This window comes from Streptomyces changanensis, assembly GCF_024600715.1.
GTDB lineage: Bacteria > Actinomycetota > Actinomycetes > Streptomycetales > Streptomycetaceae > Streptomyces > Streptomyces changanensis.
In genome coordinates this window covers 3,030,383-3,049,826 of sequence record NZ_CP102332.1, presented here as the reverse complement: position 1 = coordinate 3,049,826, position 19,444 = coordinate 3,030,383, and the positions used below count along the sequence as shown (strand labels likewise).

Genomic DNA, 19,444 nt, shown 5'->3' with positions numbered 1-19,444 from the left:
ACGCCCCTCTCGGACACCCACCCCTTCGGTTACAGTCTTGAACAACGCGTGAGACGCCCGCATGCCGGGGTCCCGCGCCGACAACCACATACCGCTCATCCAGAGGGGCAGAGGGAAACGGCCCGATGAAGCCCCGGCAACCCTCCAGTCGGTCTCGCACGCGCACGTGCCCGCGAGGTCCCCGGCTAGGGAAGGTGCCAAATCCGTCTCACGGCGAAAGACGCCAGTGAGAAAGATGAGGAGAAAGGGCCTCGCCTCCCATGGCTGTGCAGACCACCGCACCCACCAGCGCCACCTCCGTCGACCTCGGCCCCGCCGCCGGACTCTCCTGTCGCGAATGCGGTGAGCGCTTCGCGCTCGGCCCGATCTTCGCCTGCGAGTTCTGTTTCGGCCCCCTCGAAGTGGCCTACGACCTCCCGGCCGGCGACCCGGAGGAGCTGCGCAAGCGGATCGAGGCCGGCCCGGCCAACATCTGGCGCTACGCCCCCCTCCTGCCCGTCCCGGCCGACGTCGCCGACAAGCCCAACCTGAACCCCGGCTGGACGCCCCTCGTGCGGGCCGACAACCTCGCCCGCGAGCTGGGCGTCGCGCCGGGCAGGCTGTTCGTCAAGGACGACTCCGGGAACCCGACCCACTCCTTCAAGGACCGCGTGGTCGCCCAGGCCCTGGAGGCCGCCCGCGCCTTCGGCTTCACCACCCTGTCCTGCTCCTCCACCGGCAACCTCGCGGGCGCGGTGGGCGCCGCCGCCGCCCGCGCCGGCTTCCGCTCGTGCGTGTTCATCCCGCACGACCTGGAGCAGGGCAAGGTCGTCATGGCCGCGGTCTACGGCGGCGACCTCGTCGGCATCGAGGGCACGTACGACGACGTCAACCGCTTCTGCTCGGAGCTCATCGGCGACCCGCTCGGCGAGGGCTGGGGCTTCGTCAACGTCAACCTCCGCCCGTACTACGCCGAGGGCTCCAAGACCCTCGCGTACGAGATCTGCGAGCAGCTCGGGTGGCGGCTCCCCGACCAGCTGGTGATCCCGATCGCGTCCGGCTCGCAGCTGACGAAGATCGACAAGGGGCTGCAGGAACTGATCCGGCTGGGCCTGGTCGAGGACAGGCCGTACAGGATCTTCGGCGCCCAGGCGGAGGGCTGCTCCCCGGTGTCGGCCGCCTTCAAGGCCGGCCACGACGTCGTGCGCCCGCAGAAGCCGAACACGATCGCCAAGTCGCTCGCCATCGGCAACCCGGCGGACGGACCGTACGTCCTCGACATCGCCCGCCGCACCGGCGGCGCGGTGGAGGACGTGGACGACGCGCAGGTCGTCGACGCGATCAAGCTGCTGGCCCGCACCGAGGGCATCTTCGCCGAGACGGCGGGCGGCGTGACGGTGGGCGTGACGCGCAAGCTCGTCGAGCAGGGCCTCCTCGACCCGACCCTCACCACCGTCGTCCTCAACACCGGCGACGGCCTCAAGACCCTGGACGCGGTCGCCCCGACGACCGGTCCCACCGCGACCATCCGCCCGAGCCTGGACGCGTTCCGGGACGCCGGCCTCGCCCACTGACCCCCGGGAGACACGAAACATGAGCGTCAACGTCCGCATCCCCACCATCCTCCGCACGTACACGGACGGCCGGTCCGAGGTCGAGGCCGAGGGGGCCACCCTCGCCGAGGTCATCGAGTCCCTGGAGAAGAACCACCCGGGCATCGCCGCGCGCGTCCTCGACGACCAGGGGCAGCTGCGCCGCTTCGTGAACGTCTACGTCAACGACGACGACGTCCGCTTCGAGGGCGGGCTCGCCACGTCGACCCCCGACGGCGCGGGCGTCTCGATCATTCCGGCGGTCGCGGGCGGTTGCTGAGTTCCCTTCCGCTTTTCCCCGTTGCCCCCTCCGCCGACAAAAGCGGAGGGGGCAATTCTGCATGGTTGAGCGCGGTAGAGTTGGGGAAGTCCCCGCCGCCGCCTGTGCCACGTGCATATGAGAATGCGCCCGGCCGCGACAAGATGTAGCCAAAGTAGCGTCGTTTCTTGCGAACTTTGCGCCGTTTGCCCGGCCCGACTTGCCCGGGGTTATGAGCATTGCGGACAGGTTCTCCCTTCGCCGGTGCTCGGAATTCTCGTCCGATTGACCTGTTGCAGAGGGCAGTTGGGCAGATACATTCAGCCGCGGTCGACGCGTTCCGGCGCACGCTCCTGGGGCGTCCCCGGCTCGGAGAGTCAGGGGTTCGGTCAGTGGGCGAGGTCTGACCCGGGTCCGCGAAGTGCGGTCCTGTGCAAGGGCCAGTAATAGGGGAGTTAGGCATGGCTCAGGGCACCGTCAAGTGGTTCAACGCGGAGAAGGGGTACGGCTTCATCGCGGTCGACGGTGGTGCGGATGTTTTCGTCCACTACAGCGCGATCCAGATGGATGGCTACCGCACCCTTGAGGAGGGCCAGCGGGTCGAGTTCGAGATCTCGCAGGGTCAGAAGGGTCCGCAGGCGGACATGGTCAAGATCGCCGTCTAGGTACGACGCGTCCGGCCAACGGCATTGCGACGGAGGGCCCGCACCCCGGCACCGGGGTGCGGGCTTTCCGCCCGTCCCGGGGCCGGCCGCCCGCCCGGACCGCGCCCGCGCACGCCCGGTGCCCGGGTGCCGCGCGCCGTCCGTGCCGGATGGGGCGCTCCAGGCCGCCACGCGGGTTCGTGCCCGGGGTGCGTGAGGGGCGAGCGGCGCGGGGCCGCGCCCCGGCCGGTACGGCCCCCATCGTCGCGCGGGTTCGCGCCGCCCGGGTGCGTGAGGGTGGGTGGTGCGAGGCGACGCCTCCTCGACGGGTGCGTACGCCCCTCCGGCCGGTACGCCCCCGGCCGGTACGCCCCGGCCTGTAGGACCCCGCGGGCGCCCGGGGTGCGTGAGGAGTGAGGGGTGCGGGGCCGCCCCCTCGGCGGGCACGCCCCTCCGGTGCGTACGCCCCCGGCCCGCACGCCCCGCCGCCCGTCATGAACGCGCCCGTGTCCGCGGTCCCCGCGCGCCGTCTCCGTTCCGGTGCGCCGGTGCCCGTGCGCGGCCGCGCGGCGTGGTCCGCGACCGTGTCCGGCGAACGCCCGCCCCGTCCGACCCGCGTCGTACGCGTGGGGCGGCGGTGGCCCCGCCGCGCGCGTTGCCGGCTTCCGCGGGCCTGGCGCGGGACGCCTCCGGCCCCCGGTCGCCGAGTCCGCGCGGTGCCGGCCGCCGGGGGCGCCGGCGCCCGGTGGTGTCCGCGGCGGGGTGCCGCACCCGGTGGTCCCCGGGTGCGCGCACGGCGCCGGTGGACGCGCCCCGCGCGCACGCCCGGTGGGGGCGCGCGGGGTGGTTCGCGGAGGGCGATCGCAGGCCCCGTCACGGGGTGGGGCGCTTGCACTCTCCTAGGGCGAGTGCTAATCATTGGCATTAGCACTCTGAGAGTGAGAGTGACAACCAAGGACCTCGTGGGTGAGGCCCGCAGGGCGGCGTGGGGCAGGGAACCACGCGGCACACGGGCCGTCCGTCGCGGGCGCCAGCGCGGTCCGGAGCAATCCTTCCCCAAGCTCTCTACTGCGTCCGAGCAGGGGAGACCCCATCAGTCCGGGAGGACCACTTCACATGGCCAAGATCATCGCGTTCGACGAGGAGGCACGGCGCGGTCTCGAGCGCGGGATGAACCAGCTCGCCGACGCCGTCAAGGTCACCCTTGGTCCCAAGGGTCGCAACGTCGTCCTCGAGAAGAAGTGGGGCGCCCCCACGATCACCAACGATGGTGTGTCCATCGCCAAGGAGATCGAGCTCGAGGACCCGTACGAGAAGATCGGCGCCGAGCTGGTCAAGGAAGTCGCCAAGAAGACGGACGACGTCGCCGGTGACGGTACGACCACCGCGACCGTCCTCGCCCAGGCGCTCGTCCGCGAGGGTCTGCGCAACGTCGCCGCCGGCGCCAACCCGATGGCCCTGAAGCGCGGCATCGAGAAGGCCGTCGAGGCCGTCTCCGGTGCGCTGCTGGAGCAGGCGAAGGACGTGGAGACGAAGGAGCAGATCGCCTCCACCGCGTCCATCTCCGCCGCCGACACCCAGATCGGCGAGCTCATCGCCGAGGCCATGGACAAGGTCGGCAAGGAAGGCGTCATCACCGTCGAGGAGTCCAACACCTTCGGGCTCGAGCTCGAGCTCACCGAGGGTATGCGCTTCGACAAGGGCTACATCTCGGCGTACTTCGCGACCGACATGGAGCGCATGGAGGCCGTCCTCGAGGACCCCTACATCCTCATCGTCAACTCCAAGGTCTCCGCGGTGAAGGACCTCCTCCCGCTGCTGGAGAAGGTCATGCAGTCCGGCAAGCCGCTGCTGATCATCGCCGAGGACGTCGAGGGCGAGGCCCTGTCCACGCTGGTCGTCAACAAGATCCGCGGCACGTTCAAGTCCGTCGCGGTCAAGGCCCCGGGCTTCGGCGACCGCCGCAAGGCCATGCTCGGCGACATCGCCATCCTCACCGGTGGCCAGGTCATCTCCGAGGAGGTCGGCCTCAAGCTGGACAACGCCGGTCTCGACCTCCTGGGCCGCGCCCGCAAGGTCGTCATCACCAAGGACGAGACGACCATCGTCGACGGTGCCGGTGACAGCGAGCAGGTCGCGGGCCGCGTGAACCAGATCCGCGCCGAGATCGAGAACTCCGACTCGGACTACGACCGCGAGAAGCTCCAGGAGCGCCTCGCGAAGCTGGCCGGCGGCGTGGCCGTCATCAAGGCCGGCGCCGCCACCGAGGTGGAGCTCAAGGAGCGCAAGCACCGCATCGAGGACGCGGTGCGCAACGCCAAGGCCGCCGTCGAGGAGGGCATCGTCGCCGGTGGTGGCGTGGCCCTGCTCCAGGCGTCCAGCGTCTTCGACAAGCTGGAGCTGGAGGGCGACGAGGCCACCGGTGCCGCCGCCGTGAAGGCCGCCCTGGAGGCCCCGCTCAAGCAGATCGCCGTCAACGCCGGCCTCGAGGGCGGTGTCGTGGTGGAGAAGGTGCGCAACCTGACCCCGGGTCACGGCCTGAACGCCGCGACCGGCGAGTACGTCGACCTGGTCGCCGAGGGCATCATCGACCCGGCCAAGGTGACGCGCTCCGCGCTGCAGAATGCCGCGTCGATCGCCGCGCTGTTCCTCACCACCGAGGCCGTCATCGCCGACAAGCCGGAGAAGAACGCCGCGCCGGCCGGCGGCGGCATGCCGGGCGGTGACATGGACTTCTGATCCCGCGCGGATCGGACCCGTCCTGAACGACGAAGGGCGGCACCCCTCTTGCGGGGGTGCCGCCCTCCGTCGTACCCGCACCCGGCCCGCCCCCGCCGCCCCCCGTCACCCCCCTCCCTCTCGGCTCCCGTGGAGCCGCCCCGGCTCGGGCATTCGTATGCTCGAATCCCGGTCCTCCGTCTTGATCTTGCCGGTTATGCTCACGGGGCGCTTTTTCCGAGCGCGTGAACCGGCCGGGACCAGGCCGGTCCGCTCGATGAGGGGATGTACAAGGTGTATGGATCAGGGGGGAAGCGGGGACGCGCGCTACGTGCGCTGTGCGTCGGCACGCTCTCCATGGCACTGGCCGCGGGGACCGTGGGCGCCGCCCCGGCCTTCGCGGACGGGCCCGCCGCGGGGGGCACCGCGACGGTGGAGGGGAGCCCGCTCCCGGACACCGACCGCGGCCGCGTCGTGGAGCTGTGGAAGACCGGCGGGCCCGGCGTCAAGGCCGCCGCGGAGGCCGCGCTCATGGGGACCGACGCCGACGTGCGGCGGTTCCTGGACAGCGAGAAGGCCATCACGGAGCTGCACGACGACCGGGTGACCGCGCTTCAGATGATCTCGCTGGGCGGCAAGGGCGTCCGTGAGGCGGCGCAGGCCGCGCTCGGCGGGACGCCGCAGGACCTCGACGCCTTCCTGCGCACCGGCTGGCAGAAGCCGCTGGAGGACGATCAGCGCGTCGAGGTGGCGCGGCTGATGAACGAGGGCGGCCGCGGTGTCCGCGAGGCCGGCCAGGCCGCACTCGCCGGCACCGTCGAGGACGTACGCCAGTTCCTGGACTACACGCAGCACAGCGCGCGCGAGGCCGACGACCGCGTGCAGCTGATGCAGATCATGGCGTCCGGGGGCGCCGCCACGAAGGCCGCCGCGGCGCTGGCCATGGAGGGCTCCGTCCACGACGTCCGGGAGTTCCTGGAGGTCGGACAGCACGTGGCGCGCGCCCGCGACAAGGAGCGCGCGACCGTCGCCGAGCTGGCCGCGCGGGCCAAGGCCGCCGGTGAGCAGGCCAAGCGGGAGACCGAGGCCGCCAAGGAGGCCTCCGCCCGCGCCGTCGCCGCCTCCAAGCTCGCCAAGGAGGCCGCGCTGAAGGCGGCCGAGGAGACCGAGGCGGCCCGCAAGGACTCCAAGCGCGCCGCGAACGCCGCCAACCGGGCCGCGACCGCCGCCCGGGGCGCCGCCGCCGCCGCGCAGCAGGCCATCAGCGCGGCCCGCGCCGCGAACGCCTCCGCCCGGGTCGCCGCCGCTGCCGCCTCGCAGGCCGCCTCGGCCGCCGCCGCGGCCGCGCAGGCCGCCTCGCGCGCCCGGGGCGCCGCCGCCGCGGCCGCCTCCGACGCCGGTGAGGCGTCCGCCGCCCGCAAGGCCGCCGAGGAGGCCCGCACCGCGGCGAAGGGCGCGAAGCTCGCGTCCGAGGCCGCCTTCCAGGCCGGTGTCGCCGCGCTCGCCGCCGGTGACGCCGCCAAGGCCGCCGTGAGCGCCGGTGCCAACGCCGACGCCGCCGCGAACGCCGCGACCCAGGCCAGCGGCCACGCCGACGCGGCCGGGGCGCACTCCGCCAAGGCCGCGTCCGCCGCCGCCGCGGCCCGCCGCCACGCCGCCGAGGCAACGCGCGCGGCGAACGCCGCCGAGAGCCTGGCCCGCGAGTCCGCGGCCGCCGCCTTCGAGGCGCGGGACGCCGCCAACGACGCCGCCGCGCACGCCGAGAAGGCCGCCGCGGCCGCCGACGAGGCCGCCAAGCACGCCGGTGACGCGACGAAGGCCGCCAAGGAGTCCACGGCGCACGCCGCCGAGGCGAAGAAGGCCGCCGATGTCGCCACCAACGCCGTGGTGAAGGCGCGCAAGATCTACGACCTGGCGCGCAAGTCGGAGCAGGAGGACCTCAACACCCGTACGGCGGCCGCGATCGAGCGGGCCAGGGACCTGAAGGCCGCCGACGACGAGCGCCGCAAGGCGCAGGCCGACGAGAACGCCGAGGCGGCGAAGCTCGTCGCCGAGGCCGACCGGCTGGCCGCCGAGGCGGCGAAGCCGGGCGCGGACCAGGCCGAGGTGGCCGCCAAGGGCCGCGCCGTCGCCGTCGCGACCATGAAGTACAGCGGCCCGTGGGCCACCGCCTCCGCCCAGGCGGCGCTGGCCGGTTCGGACTCCGCCGTCGTGGACTACGTCCGCGGCGGCCGCGCCCAGGCCGCCGAGATGGACGAGGTGGTGCGCGTCGAGCGCCTCGCCGACGAGGCCGAGTCGCCGACCGTCCGCGCCGCCGCGCTGGAGACCCTCGGCGGTGACGCGGCGAAGGTCCGCGCGTTCCTCGCCACCGGGCAGCACGAGGCCGCGGCGGACGACTACCGGGTGCGCGTCATCGCGATCAGCGACGACGCGGGCAAGGGCGTCAACGCCGCCGCGCAGGCCGCGCTGAACGACGGCTCCTCGGAGAAGCTCCGCTCGTTCATCACCACCGGCCAGTACGCGGCGCGCACCGAGGACGAGCGCGTCCAGGCCGCGACGCTGGTCAACACCGGCGGCCCCGAGGTGAAGGCCGCGGCGCGGATCGCCCTGGAGGGACCGCCGCAGCTGCTGCACCACTTCATCGAGGTCGGCCAGTACAAGGCCAAGCGCAAGGACCAGCTCGCCGCGACCCACCAGGCCGCGGTCCAGCAGCTGATCGCGCAGGCCGCCGTCTCCGCCGCGTTGGCCCAGCAGCAGGCCGCCGAGGCGGCCAGGGTCGCCGCCGTCGCCCGCAAGGCCGCCGCCGAGGCCACCGAGTGGGCGAAGAAGGCGAAGGACTCCGCCGACCAGGCGAAGAAGCACGCCGACGACGCCCGCAAGTCCGCCGACGCGGCGCAGAAGTCCGCCGACGAGGCCGCCGCGTCCGCCAAGGCCGCGCGCGCCGCCGAGGCCGACGCGAAGGAAGCGGCCCGCGAGGCCACCGCCTCCGCCGCCCGCGCCGCCGACTCCGCGGCGTCCGCCCGCTACTCCGCCGACGACGCCTGGGCCTCCGCGAACGAGGCCCGCGCCTCGGCGACCGCCGCCGGCAAGGACGCCGCGGCCGCCGAGCAGGCGTCGAAGGACGCGTACGCCGCGTTCATCGTCAAGCGCAAGGAGGAGGAGGCCGCCAAGCGGCGCGCCGAGGCCGACGAGCGCCGGCGCATCAACGAGATGAAGGACAACGCCGCCATCGTCGCCGCCGCCAACGCGGAGGCCGAGGGCAGCGACGGGTGGGAGATCCTGTCGGAGACGGGTCACTTCATCCTCGACGTCGGCGGTCTGGTCCCCGGCTTCGGTGAGGCCGCCGACGGCGCCAACTGCGCCTGGTACGGCGCCGAGGGCGACGCCCTGAACGCCGGCCTGTCCTGCGGCTCGGCCATCCCGATCGCCGGGTACGGCGCCTCCGCCGTCAAGTTCGGCAAGTGGGGCGACAAGGCCGTCGACTTCTTCAAGGGTCTCTTCGGCAAGGGCAGCCCGCCGCCGTGCAAGGTGCCCAACAGCTTCACCGCCACGACCCGGGTCGCGAAGGCCGACGGCACCAGCGCCCCCATCAGCGCCATCCGCGTCGGCGACCGCGTCGTCGCCACCGACCCCGCCAGCGGCCGCACGGACGCCCGTGAGGTCGAGGACGTCATCGTCGGCCACGGCCGCAAGACCCTGGTCCGGCTGACCGTGGACACCGACGGCGACCGCGGCGACGCCACGGGCACCGTCACCGCCACCGGCAACCACCCGTTCTGGGCGGTCGACCGGCAGGCGTGGGTCGACGCGGGCGACCTGCGTCCGGGCGCCGACCTGCGCACCCCGGACGGCAGCACCGTCGAGGTGGTCGGGACGCGCACGTGGACCGAGGCGGAGACGGTGTACAACCTGTCCGTCAAGGGCCTGCGCACCTACTACGCGCTCGCCGGCGACGCGCCGCTGCTCGTCCACAACTGCGGCAACCTGAACAAGGACTACAACATCGCCGGCGGCCACGCGAAGGACCACGTGGGCCTCGACGACCAGGCCCTCAAGGACCGGGCGCCGACGCTCAAGGGCGGCAAGGCCTCCAGCCTCGACCCGGCCACGGCGCAGCAGAGCATCGACGCCGTGATCGCCAACGTCGACCTCACCAAGTGGGCCGCGAAGAACGCCCGCGGCGCCGAGAGGATCATCAAGAAGAAGTTCGACAAGCCGATCGGACGGGTCGCCGACAGCAACGGCAACGTCCAGGACGCGTACACGCTCGAACTCCTCATCCGGCGCGTCGACAAGGGCGAGGGCGGCCACAAGGGAACGTGGGTCGTCCACACCCTGATGGCCAGCTAGTCACCCGGCCGGCGGCCCCGGGACGCTCCCGGGGCCGCCCGCCACCCGAGAAACGGAACCGCATGGCACACGACGAGATCCTGGCGTTCCTCCAGGAGCTGGACCGCCTCCACGACCGGCTGCGCGGTCACACGAGCGAGCTGCTCCTCCACGGCGCCGCCCTCGGCGACCACCGGGAGCTCTCCCACGAGCTGCGCACCGACCGCCGCGAGGACGGCTCGGTCGAGGTCTCGCTGCTGCACCGCTTCGTGGTGGGACTCACGCCCGACTTCGCGCTGACCCACGAGGTCGACCTCGTCGCCCGGCTGACCGTCTCCACCCCCCACAGCTCCGCCCGCGTCGCCGTCGACGCCTACCTCGACCACCCCGTCGCCGACCTCCCGGAGGGACCGTCCGTCCTCTGGGAGCGGCAGGTCGACGGGGTCGGCCTCGGGGAGGCGCTGCGCTTCCTCGGCGCCGCGGTCGAGGAACTGCGCGGTCTGGAGAACCCCTTCGGGCCGCTCGCGGAGCCGGACGGGCGCTAGCCGCCCGCGCCTTCCGCACCCTTTTCCCGTAACCGATTGGAACATCCGTGTTCGGTAGATCCCACCGATCCGCCTGGACGACAGGCATCCTCACGGCCGGCGTCGCCACCGGCCTGCTCGGCACGGCCATACCCGCGAACGCGGTGGTCGGCGCCGCCGTCACCGACGCCTCGTACGCGTTCACCGCGAACCTGCAGATCGGCGAGGGCGAGCAGATGCGCGCCTGCTCCGGCGCGCTGATCGACGCCTCGTGGGTGCTGACCGCCGCCGCCTGCTTCGCGCCCGACCCGCTGGCGGGCGGTGAGGTCAAGGTCGGCAAGCCCGCGCTGAAGACGGTCGCCACCATCGGCCGCAACGACCTGGCGGGGACGGGCGGCCACGTCAGCGAGGTCGTCGAGGTCATCCCGCGCGGCACCGGCGGCTCGGCCCTGGTGCGCCTGGCCACCCCGGCGACCGGCATCACCCCGGTACCGGTGGCCACCACGCCGGCGGCCGCGGGCCAGACCCTGAAGTCGGCCGGCTTCGGCCGGTCGAGGACCGAGTGGCGGCCGGACAAGCTGCACGCGGCGACCTTCGGCGTGGACTCCGTCGACGCCGGTACCGTCGCCCTGACCGGCGCCACCGCCGACGACGCGATCTGCGCCGGCGACACCGGCGGTCCGGTCCTGCGCCAGCGGACCGGCGGCGGCGTCGAGCTGGTCGGCGTCAGCACCCGCTCCTGGCAGGGCGGCTGCTTCGGCATGCCGGAGACGGAGACCCGCACCGGCGCGGTCGCCGCCCGCGTCGACGGCTTCGCCTTCCGCTCCCAGCTGGCCGCCGGCCAGCGCCTGCAGCCGGGCGACGTCCTCGTCTCGGCGACGGCCCGGCTGACGATGCAGGCCGACGGCGACCTCGTCGTCTCCGGCCGCGCCGGCAACGTCCTGTGGTCGACCGGCACGGCCGGCAACCCGGGCGCCACCGCCGTCCTCGGCGCGGACGGCAACCTCGTCGTGCGCAACGCCGCGGACACCACCACGCTGTGGCAGTCGGGCACCAGCGCCGCCGGCGGCTCCCTGGTCGTCCAGGACCGCGGCAACGTCGTCGTGCGCACCTCCACCGGCGCCACCGTGTGGTCCAGCGGCACCGCGATCCGCAACGACGTCGACCTCGACGGCCGCAGCGACATGACGGCCTGGTACGACTTCGCGGAGGGCACGGACGCCACGTACACCTTCGGCGGTCAGGCCGACGGCCGGATCGGCGCCTTCACCAAGACGTACGCGTCGAAGGCGGGCGAGTGGCGCGCCGAGTACCAGAAGCGCGTCACGGGCGACTTCACCGGCGACGGCCGCAGCGACCTCGTCTTCGTCGAGGGCTACTCCGACACCAGCGTCAAGATGTTCCTGGCGACCGCCAAGGCGGACGGCATGTTCGCCCAGCCCGTCCAGGTGTGGGCGGTGGCGGCGGGACACACGACCTTCCACTACAGCAACATGACGCCGCAGGCCGGTGACTTCAACGGCGACGGCCGCGAGGACGTCGCGCTGTGGAACGTCGACAAGACGACCGGCGTCACGAGGCTCTTCACCTTCACCGCCAACGCGACCGGTGGCTTCAACCGCATGGTCGAGTCCGAGTGGTCGGCCCCGGCCGGCACCTGGACCCGCGCCCGCGCGAAGTTCGTCACCGGTGACTTCAACGGCGACGGCCGCGACGAGCTCGGCGTCTTCTACGGCCAGGGCGACAACACCATCAAGCAGTACGTCTTCCCGACCACGGCCGCCGGTGTCTTCACCGCCCCGCAGGTCTGGTGGACCGGCCCCGCCGCCACCACGTACGACTGGAACAAGGCCCAGCCGCACGTCGGCGACTTCAACGGCGACCGCCTGGACGACCTGATGTTCTGGTACGACAACGGCAAGGTCACCGGCAACACCCTGCTGTCGACGAAGACCGCGTTCGGCCCGACGGTGAAGCTGTCGCTCAGCGGCGACCTCGACACCTCGTCCCTCCAGCTGGTCGTCGGCGACTACGACGGTGACGGCCGCGACGACCTCGGCGCGATGTACCACTACGCCTCGACCGGTGTCGTGAAGATGTGGACCTGGACGGCGAAGCCGGACGCCGGCTTCAACGGCGCCCTGCTCGGCTGGGAGTCGAAGCCGAACAGCTTCCTCTACGCGCAGACGCAGTTCGTGAAGCCCTACAGCGGCTGACCGACCACGTCGACGCGGACCGGCAGGCCGGTACGGGGTTTCCCGTACCGGCCTGCCGGCGTTCCGGGGGCGCCGACGGGAGGCCGATCACCGGGGGCGCACGCTGCGTGACGACCGCGGACGCGGGCGCCCCCGGGCCCGGCGCGGTGCAACTCCCGTTAGCCAGATGGGGTTGTCGGTGCGCCGACTCCGTTCGGGGTGCCGGGACTTTGACCACGCTGTGTATGGAATGCGGGTACTCGGCGTATGGAGGTGCGTGGGATGAAGGAACGGCTTCGGGCGGCGGAGGAGGCGGTGGCGACGTTGCGGGACGAGCTGCGCGAGGCGGGTGTCGTCCTGCCGTCGCTGCGGGTCGACCTGGTGACGGTGGCGAACGACGTGTCACACCCGCTCATCGAACTGGGCCGGTGCAACCTCGACACGGCGGTTCGTCTGGCGGGCGCGCTGCGCGGGGCGCGCACGTGAGCCCGGCGGACGGGGCGCCGCCGGCGGACGGGGCCCTGCCGGCGGCACGGGCGCTGCCGGTGGGCGGGACGGTCGGGGCGTACGCGGTCGACACGCGCGACGGGCGGGTGGGCCAGGTGATGGGGCACGTCGGCGGGTACGTGCAGCTCCGCCCGCCGGGCGGCGGACGCGAGTGGGACTGCCCCCCGGACACGGCCGCCGCGGCCCCGCCGGACGTGGTCCTGCGGGCGCGGTGCGGGCCATGAACCGGGACGCGCTGATCCGCGCGGCACCCCTCAGCCCGCGCCCGGGACGGAGAAGTAGCGGGTGAAGGGGTCGGTGCTGACGCCCGCCACGTCGCCGAAGGGGATCGACAGCTGGTGGATCAGGTAGCCGAGGAAGACGGTCAGGGCGACCATGCCCATGGCCATGACGAGCTGGCTCGCGCTGCGCCCGATGCCGAAGAAGAACAGGATGCAGACGGAGAGGACCGCGCCGACGACCAGGCCGACCCAGAGCACGGGTGACAGGGAGTCCTGGGCGCTCGCCTCGCGGCCGCGGCGGGCCTCGTCGAGGGTGCCGAGCTGGGTGAGGAGTTCCAGCGCGGTGACCTGCTGGGCGGGCGTGGCGTCCGGTGGGGCGGCGGCGTCGGCGCGCATCCGGCGCAGCATGTCCCAGCCGGTGTCGCCGAGGTCCTCCTGCCGGTTCATGCGCGGCCACTCCTCGCGCACGACGTGCTCGGCGTACTGCTGGGCGAGGCCCTCGACGCGGAGGCGCTGCTCGGGCGGCAGGCCCTCGGCGAGGACGGTCATCTGGTGCAGGGCGCCCGCCTCGTCGGCGGTGCTGCTGCCGGCCCCGGCACGCAGGTCCCAGACGGTGACGAGGGCCAGGCCGAGCAGCATCGCGTAGAGCAGCGCGATCATCATCGACATGTACTCGGCGACGGTGTCGCCGCTGTCCTCCTCGCAGTCGCCGTCCCGGGCGCCGGGCCGGTAGCGGTGCCACGCGACCACCACGCCGGCGGCGAACAGGGCACCGCAGAGCCCGAGGAGCAGGGCTTCCATGACGGGGTTCATCGGGGGCGCCCTTCGGTCAGAGGCGGCGGGCCGAGAAGACGACCACGACGGCAGCCGGCAGGAGCAGGAGCAGCAGGTAGAGGGCGGGGGGCAGCCCGGAGTCGTCGCCGGAAGCGCTACGGGCCCGCGCGGACAGCAGCTGCCCCACCTCCGGCTGCCGCGCCGGGGGACGCTGCGGCCGGGCGGGGGTGCGCGGCGCGGTGGGCACGCGCCCGGTGACCCCGGGATCGGTACCGGGCGCGGTGCCGGGGGCTCTGCCGGGCGCGGTGCCGGGTGCTGTACCGGGGGCGAGACCCGCGCCTGCTCCGGCGCCTGCGTCCGCGCCCGCGCCTGCTCCGGCTCCGGCTCCTGCGTCCGCGCCTGCGCCTGCTCCGGCTCCTGCGTCCGCGCCTGCGCCTGCTCCGGCTCCTGCGTCCGCGCCTGCGCCTGCTCCGGCTCCTGCGTCCGCGCCTGCTGCGGCGCCGGCGCCGGCTCCTGCGCCCGCGCCAGCACCTGCCCCCGCGCCAGCACCTGCCCCCGCGCCAGCACCTGCCCCCGCGCCCGCGCCCGCGCCAGCACCGGCTCCGGCGGCGGCGCCCGCCCCGGCTCCTGCCCCGGCGGCGGCGCCCGCGCCCGCCGTGGCTCCGGCGCCCACACCTGCACCGGCGCCCACACCTGCACCGGCGCCCACACCTGCACCGGCTGCCGTACCTGCCCCGGCTGCCGTACCTGCCCCGGCCGTCACACCCGTTGCCCCGGCCGCTCCAGCCGCCCCGGCGGCACCTGCCGCGCCCGGGACCGCACCGGCCGCCGCCGCAGCCGCCGCCGCAGCAGCCGCGGCTGCCGCTCCGGAGACCGCCGCACCTGGTACGGCCCCCGGCACCACACCGGGAACAGCGCCGGGTACCGCACGGCCAGGCGCCACGGGAGCGACCGGGGCCCCGGGCGGCGGGGCTCCAGGCGCCCCCGGGGCTCCGGGTACGACCGGTGCGCCCGGCACGACCGGTGCACCCGGCACCACCGGTGCGCCCGGCACGCCCGGTGGTACGGGTGGTGGCGCTCCAGGAGTTCCTGGTGTGCCCGGTACGACCGGCGCCCCCGTTGTCCCCGGCACCACTGGTGCGCCCGGCACCGCCGGCGCCCCCGGCACCGCCGGCGTGCCCGGCACGACCGGCGCCCCCGGTACGACCGGCGCCCCCGGTACGACCGGCGCCCCCGGTGCGCCCGGAACGTCCGGTGGTACGGGGGTCGGCTGGGGCGGTGGTGGCGGGGGGATGGTGAACGGTGACAGCGGCGCGCGCGCCACGAGCCGCGGCGGCCCCACGAGCTCGCCGCCCGGGCCGAGCGTTTCCAGCCGGTCGCCGGCCCGCGCCTCGACGGCCGTGTGGTACGTCCCGGGGCGCAGTCCCGTCAGGTGCGCGAGGCAGGAGGCGCGGCCACCGGCGGCGAGCACCGTCGGCGGCGCCGGGCGGCCCTCGCAGTCGAGCCGCGCCCCCGGTGGCAGGACGGGGTCGGTGAGCCGCAGTCCGTACACCGGACGGTTGCCCGGGTTGGCGACGGCGTACTGGATGACCGCGCGGTCCCCGACCACCGCGCGCACCGCCCCGGCGACGGCCAGGCCGCCGGCGACGCCGGTGTACCCGGCGGTGGCGGTCGCGGCGGGGCGCAGCCCGAGGGAGGGGATCTCGGCGCGGGCCCGGACCGTCGCGGTGTGCCGGCCGGGCGCCGCGGGGACGCGGGAGGTGCACACGACGCTGGTCATGCCGCGCATCCAGAAGCTCCGGCCGCCCGGGCAGCGCAGGGCCGCGCCGGGTACGGCCGGGTCGGTGACGGTCACGCGGTGGAGGTCGGCGCCGGAACGGTTGGTGAGCGTGTACCGCTTGACGACCGTGTGGCCGAGGCGGACGCCGGGGTGCTCGGCGCCACGGCCCGGCCGGGCGTTGACGGTGACGGAGAGGCGCAGCGCGCCCGCGGTGCCGGCGCCGTCGGCGGCGGCCCGGGGGGCGGTGTGCGCCGACAGGAGCAGCGCGGCCAGGGCGAGCGGCAGCGAACCGACGAGGAACGTACGCCCGACCCTCATGCGGGCCCTCCTTCCGTCGGACTGCCGTGGCCACCGTGGGGGTGCGCCGTGGTCAGCGTCCGTCGGCGCGGGGGCGCGGCGACACCCGGACTGGGCCGGCCGAGCGCGAATGCACCGTGATGGCCGACGCCCGCCGGCAGCCGAGCGGGGGCGCGCCGACGCCGGCGGGAGACGCACCACCCGACCGTGAGGAGCCCGCACCATTGCTGCTGCACGCCACGATGGACACGACCATGGGCAATGACGCCGCCCGCCCCGGACACGGCGGCGCCGCCCGCCCCTGAGGGCGAGCGGCGCTGCCGGACCGCGGGGCCTACGCCGTCACCAGGCGAAGGCCTCCGGGGAGGGGCCGGGGCCCGGGAAGATCTCGTCCAGCCCGGTGAGCACCTCGTCGTCCAGTTCCAGCTCCAGGGCGCGCAGCGCGCTGTCCAGCTGCTCCGGCGTGCGCGGGCCGACGATCGGGCCGGTCACCCCGGGCCGGGTCAGCAGCCAGGCGAGGGCCACCTCCCCGGGCTCCAGGCCGTGCTTGTCCAGCAGGTCCTCGTACGCCTGGACCTGGGCGCGCACGGAGGTGACGGCGAGCGCGTCGGCGGACCGGCCCGAGGCGCGCCGGCCGCCCTCGACCTCCTTGCGGAGGACCCCGCCCAGCAGGCCGCCGTGCAGCGGCGACCAGGGGATGACGCCGAGGCCGTACTCCTGCGCGGCCGGGACGACCTCCATCTCGGCGCGCCGCTCGGCGAGGTTGTACAGGCACTGCTCGCTGACCAGGCCGACCATGCCGCGGCGGGCGGCGGTCTCGTTCGCCTGGGCGATCTTGTAGCCGGGGAAGTTGGAGGAACCGGCGTAGAGGATCTTGCCCTGCTGGATGAGGACGTCGACCGCCTGCCAGATCTCCTCGAACGGGGTCCGGCGGTCGACGTGGTGGAACTGGTAGAGGTCGATGTGGTCGGTGCGGAGCCGCTTGAGGCTGGCGTCGACAGCCCGGCGGATGTTCACGGCCGAGAGCTTGTCGTGGTTGGGCCACGTCTCGCCATCGGGGGCCATGGAGCCGTAGACCTTGGTGGCGAGGACCGTCTTCTCGCGCCGGCCGCCGCCCTGGGCGAACCACGAGCCGATGATCTCCTCGGTGCGGCCCTTGTTCTCGCCCCACCCGTAGACGTTGGCGGTGTCCACGAAGTTCAGGCCCGCGTCGAGCGCGGCGTCCAGGATGGCGTGGCTGGTGGGTTCGTCGGTCTGGGGTCCGAAGTTCATCGTGCCGAGGACGAGTCGGCTGACCTTGAGTCCGGTGCGTCCGAGCTGCGTGTACTTCATGGGGCACAAGCCAACTGCTTCGAGTCCGCTCCAGGCAAGGGCGGCCGGAGCGCGGAGGCCGGAGGTCGGCGAGGCCCCGTCCGGCGCGGCGGCGTGCGGGGTCGCGGACCGTCCGGCGCGGTGGCGTGCGGGGTCGCGGACCGCGCGGCACGGTGCCGTGCCGCGCGGAGGTGCGCGTGTGCGTGCGGGCGGGGCTGAGGGGGCTACCGGCCGCCGAGCGACGCCACCGCGATGATCGCGAACATCAGGACGAGCACGACGGCCATGATCCGGTTTCGGGTCTTCGGTTCCACCCCTCGAGGTTAACCGGAGCTCATCGGGCGCCGCCCAGGGGCCACGTTCCGACCGTCTCGTACCGGGGTCCCTCGCCGGGCACGCCGGAGACCGGGAGGTCGCTGCGGACGAGGGCGAGCTCGGTGACCTCCCAGCGCGAGCCCTTGAAGTGTTCGAGACCCGCCACGAACGGCCGCAGGTCGGTGTCCTGGCGGCTGCGGGCCAGGGTGAGGTGGGCCTGGTAGCGGCGGTGCTCCTCCATGGACACCCCGGCCCGCCGCGCCGCCGCGTCCGCGCGCTCGGCGAGGAGCCGCAGGTCGTCCAGGCCCCCCGCGGCGCCCGCCCACAGGGCGCGGCGGCCGAACCGTCCGCCGCCGTGGACGCGCAGCGGGAAGGGCTGGGTGCGGTGCGCGGCCCGGGCGAGGCGCTCGGTCAGCTCGGGGAGCAGGTCCTCCTCCACCTCGCCCATGAAGGCGAGGGTGTAGTGCCAGCCGGGGCGGCCCGTCCACCGCAGCTCGTCCGCGCCCGGCAGTGCCCGCAACCCGTCGACGAGCGCGGCCAGTTCCCCGGCCGCCGCGGGGGGCGGCAGCACGGCAGCGAAAAGCCTCATGAGCCGAGTCTGTCACGCGGTGGCGGCGACGTGACCGGGTCGTTCACGCCCTTCCCGGGGGACGACGTGGACGTGCGGGTGGCGCACCAGGCGCCCGCGCCGCAGCTCGACGCGGACCCGCAGTCCGGCCGCGCGGGAGAGCGCGAGCCCGATCAGGGCGGCCGCGGCCAGCGAGACGACGCCGCCCGTGGCGAAGCCGATCCGGGCGCCGTACGTGTCGGTGACCCAGCCGACGAGGGGCGCGCCCAGCGGCGTGCCGCCGGCGAACACCATCATGTACAGGCTCATCACGCGGCCCCGCATGGCCGGGTCGGTGGCCAGCTGGACGAACGAGTTCGCCGTGACGTTCACCGTCAGGCCGAACATCCCGATGGGGACGAGCAGCAGCATGAACAGCCAGAAGCTGGGCGTCACCGCGGCCGTCACCTCCAGGACGCCGAAGGCCACGGCGGCGCCGACCAGCATGCGCAGCCGGGAGGTGCCGCGCCGGGCGGACAGGAGCGCGCCCGCGAGGGAGCCGACCGCCATCAGCGTGTTCATGAGGCCGTACGTGCCGGGGCCGACGTGGAAGACGCCGTCCGCGAAGGCGGTGAGCCAGATCGGGAAGTTGAAGCCGAAGGTGCCGACGAAGCCGACGAGCGCGATCGGCCAGATCAGCTCCGGGCGGCCGGCGACGTACCGCAGCCCCTCGCGCAGCTGGCCCTTGCCGCGCGGGACGCGGGCGACCGGGTGCAGCTCGGCGGTGCGCATCAGGAGGAGGGCGGCGAGCGGCGCCAGGAAGGACAGGCCGTTGACCAGGAACGCCCAGCCGCTGCCGACGGACGCGATGAGCAGACCGGCGACGGCGGGGCCGACGAGGCGGGCGGACTGGAAGTTGGCCGAGTTGAGGCTGACGGCGTTGCGCAGGTGGGCGGGGCCGACCATCTCGGAGACGAAGGACTGCCGGGTCGGGTTGTCCACGACCGTGACCATGCCGAGGAGGAAGGCGACCAGGTAGACGTGCCACACCTGGACGTGCCCGGAGAGGGTCAGCGCGGCGAGGGTGAGCCCGCACAGGCCGAGGGCGCCCTGGCTGAGCAGGAGCAGCCGCCGCTTCGGGTAGCGGTCGGCGATGACGCCGCCGTACAGGCCGAAGAGGAGCATGGGGAGGAACTGCAGGGCGGTGGTGATGCCGACGGCGGCGGCGGAGCCGGTGAGGCTCAGGACCAGCCAGTCCTGGGTGATGCGCGCCATCCAGGTCCCCGTGTTGGAGACGATGGCGCCGGTGAAGAAGAGGCGGTAGTTGCGCACCCGGAGGGAGGAGAACGTGTCGCCGGTCCGGGGTGTGCGGGTGGTGTCGTGGTCGTCGGGGTTGTGTCCGGGGGCGGAGTGTTCTCCGGTTCCCGTCCTCAAAAGGGGTCGCCTCCTCTG

General features: G+C 74.1%; 14 protein-coding genes and 1 riboswitch. Of the genes, 9 read left to right on the top strand and 5 right to left on the bottom strand.

Translation table 11 applies throughout. The features are described 5' to 3' along the window. Nucleotides 1-92 precede the first annotated feature (92 nt). Nucleotides 93-242, top strand: a riboswitch (SAM riboswitch). Nucleotides 243-260: 18 nt separating this feature from the next. From thrC to NRO40_RS13375, 9 genes are all read left to right on the top strand, one after another. Further along, a complete protein-coding gene (thrC, locus tag NRO40_RS13415) occupies nt 261-1,553 on the top strand; it encodes a threonine synthase (RefSeq protein ID WP_058945333.1) in 1,293 nt (430 codons plus the stop codon). Between the two features lie 19 nt (nt 1,554-1,572). Next, on the top strand, nt 1,573-1,851 hold the full coding sequence (locus NRO40_RS13410) for a MoaD/ThiS family protein (RefSeq protein ID WP_058945334.1): 279 nt from the start codon (nt 1,573-1,575) through the stop codon (nt 1,849-1,851). 440 nt (nt 1,852-2,291) lie between these two features. Then, on the top strand, nt 2,292-2,495 hold the full coding sequence (locus NRO40_RS13405; RefSeq protein ID WP_010474007.1) for a cold-shock protein: 204 nt from the start codon (nt 2,292-2,294) through the stop codon (nt 2,493-2,495). Nucleotides 2,496-3,590: 1,095 nt separating this feature from the next. Next, entirely contained in the window at nt 3,591-5,213 is a 1,623-nt protein-coding gene (gene groL, locus NRO40_RS13400; RefSeq protein ID WP_058945335.1) for a chaperonin GroEL, read from the top strand. Between the two features lie 336 nt (nt 5,214-5,549). Further along, entirely contained in the window at nt 5,550-9,542 is a 3,993-nt protein-coding gene (locus tag NRO40_RS13395; protein WP_257375417.1) for a polymorphic toxin-type HINT domain-containing protein, read from the top strand. Between the two features lie 62 nt (nt 9,543-9,604). After that, on the top strand, nt 9,605-10,066 hold the full coding sequence (locus NRO40_RS13390) for a hypothetical protein (RefSeq protein ID WP_058943244.1): 462 nt from the start codon (nt 9,605-9,607) through the stop codon (nt 10,064-10,066). A 47-nt stretch (nt 10,067-10,113) separates the two neighbouring features. Next, nucleotides 10,114-12,261 (top strand): FG-GAP-like repeat-containing protein, encoded by a 2,148-nt coding sequence (locus tag NRO40_RS13385; protein ID WP_232791136.1) that lies wholly within the window; start codon nt 10,114-10,116, stop codon nt 12,259-12,261. A gap of 261 nt (nt 12,262-12,522) precedes the next feature. Further along, entirely contained in the window at nt 12,523-12,726 is a 204-nt protein-coding gene (locus NRO40_RS13380; protein ID WP_306674868.1) for a hypothetical protein, read from the top strand. Continuing rightward, nucleotides 12,723-12,971, top strand: a complete 249-nt coding sequence (locus NRO40_RS13375) for a hypothetical protein (RefSeq protein ID WP_107115140.1) — start codon at nt 12,723-12,725, stop codon at nt 12,969-12,971. Before NRO40_RS13380 ends, NRO40_RS13375 begins: the two co-directional genes overlap by 4 nt. Before the next feature lie 30 nt (nt 12,972-13,001). On the opposite strand, the gene NRO40_RS13370 is transcribed toward NRO40_RS13375, so the two are convergent. From NRO40_RS13370 to NRO40_RS13350, 5 genes are all read right to left on the bottom strand, one after another. Next, nucleotides 13,002-13,781 (bottom strand): bestrophin-like domain, encoded by a 780-nt coding sequence (locus tag NRO40_RS13370; protein ID WP_058943241.1) that lies wholly within the window; start codon nt 13,779-13,781, stop codon nt 13,002-13,004. Nucleotides 13,782-13,797: 16 nt separating this feature from the next. Further along, complete coding sequence (locus NRO40_RS13365) at nt 13,798-15,840, bottom strand: hypothetical protein (protein ID WP_257375416.1); 2,043 nt, start codon at nt 15,838-15,840, stop codon at nt 13,798-13,800. Nucleotides 15,841-16,161: 321 nt separating this feature from the next. Next, a complete protein-coding gene (locus tag NRO40_RS13360; protein WP_058943237.1) occupies nt 16,162-17,151 on the bottom strand; it encodes an aldo/keto reductase in 990 nt (329 codons plus the stop codon). A gap of 313 nt (nt 17,152-17,464) precedes the next feature. Then, the gene (gene thpR, locus NRO40_RS13355) at nt 17,465-18,034 is read right to left on the bottom strand and encodes an RNA 2',3'-cyclic phosphodiesterase (protein ID WP_058943236.1); all 570 of its coding nucleotides are present in this window, start codon (nt 18,032-18,034) and stop codon (nt 17,465-17,467) included. 12 nt (nt 18,035-18,046) lie between these two features. After that, entirely contained in the window at nt 18,047-19,426 is a 1,380-nt protein-coding gene (locus NRO40_RS13350) for an MFS transporter (RefSeq protein WP_058943235.1), read from the bottom strand. Nucleotides 19,427-19,444: the final 18 nt, after the last annotated feature.

What these genes read in the sequence shown, in the direction of transcription:
- thrC (WP_058945333.1), top strand. Translation starts at nt 261, where the DNA reads ATGGCTGTGCAGACCACCGCACCCACCAGCGCCACCTCCGTCGACCTC.
- NRO40_RS13410 (WP_058945334.1), top strand. Translation starts at nt 1,573, where the DNA reads ATGAGCGTCAACGTCCGCATCCCCACCATCCTCCGCACGTACACGGAC.
- NRO40_RS13405 (WP_010474007.1), top strand. Translation starts at nt 2,292, where the DNA reads ATGGCTCAGGGCACCGTCAAGTGGTTCAACGCGGAGAAGGGGTACGGC.
- groL (WP_058945335.1), top strand. Translation starts at nt 3,591, where the DNA reads ATGGCCAAGATCATCGCGTTCGACGAGGAGGCACGGCGCGGTCTCGAG.
- NRO40_RS13395 (WP_257375417.1), top strand. Translation starts at nt 5,550, where the DNA reads ATGGCACTGGCCGCGGGGACCGTGGGCGCCGCCCCGGCCTTCGCGGAC.
- NRO40_RS13390 (WP_058943244.1), top strand. Translation starts at nt 9,605, where the DNA reads ATGGCACACGACGAGATCCTGGCGTTCCTCCAGGAGCTGGACCGCCTC.
- NRO40_RS13380 (WP_306674868.1), top strand. Translation starts at nt 12,523, where the DNA reads ATGAAGGAACGGCTTCGGGCGGCGGAGGAGGCGGTGGCGACGTTGCGG.
- NRO40_RS13370 (WP_058943241.1), bottom strand. Translation starts at nt 13,781, where the DNA reads ATGAACCCCGTCATGGAAGCCCTGCTCCTCGGGCTCTGCGGTGCCCTG.
- NRO40_RS13365 (WP_257375416.1), bottom strand. Translation starts at nt 15,840, where the DNA reads ATGAGGGTCGGGCGTACGTTCCTCGTCGGTTCGCTGCCGCTCGCCCTG.
- NRO40_RS13360 (WP_058943237.1), bottom strand. Translation starts at nt 17,151, where the DNA reads ATGAAGTACACGCAGCTCGGACGCACCGGACTCAAGGTCAGCCGACTC.
- thpR (WP_058943236.1), bottom strand. Translation starts at nt 18,034, where the DNA reads ATGAGGCTTTTCGCTGCCGTGCTGCCGCCCCCCGCGGCGGCCGGGGAA.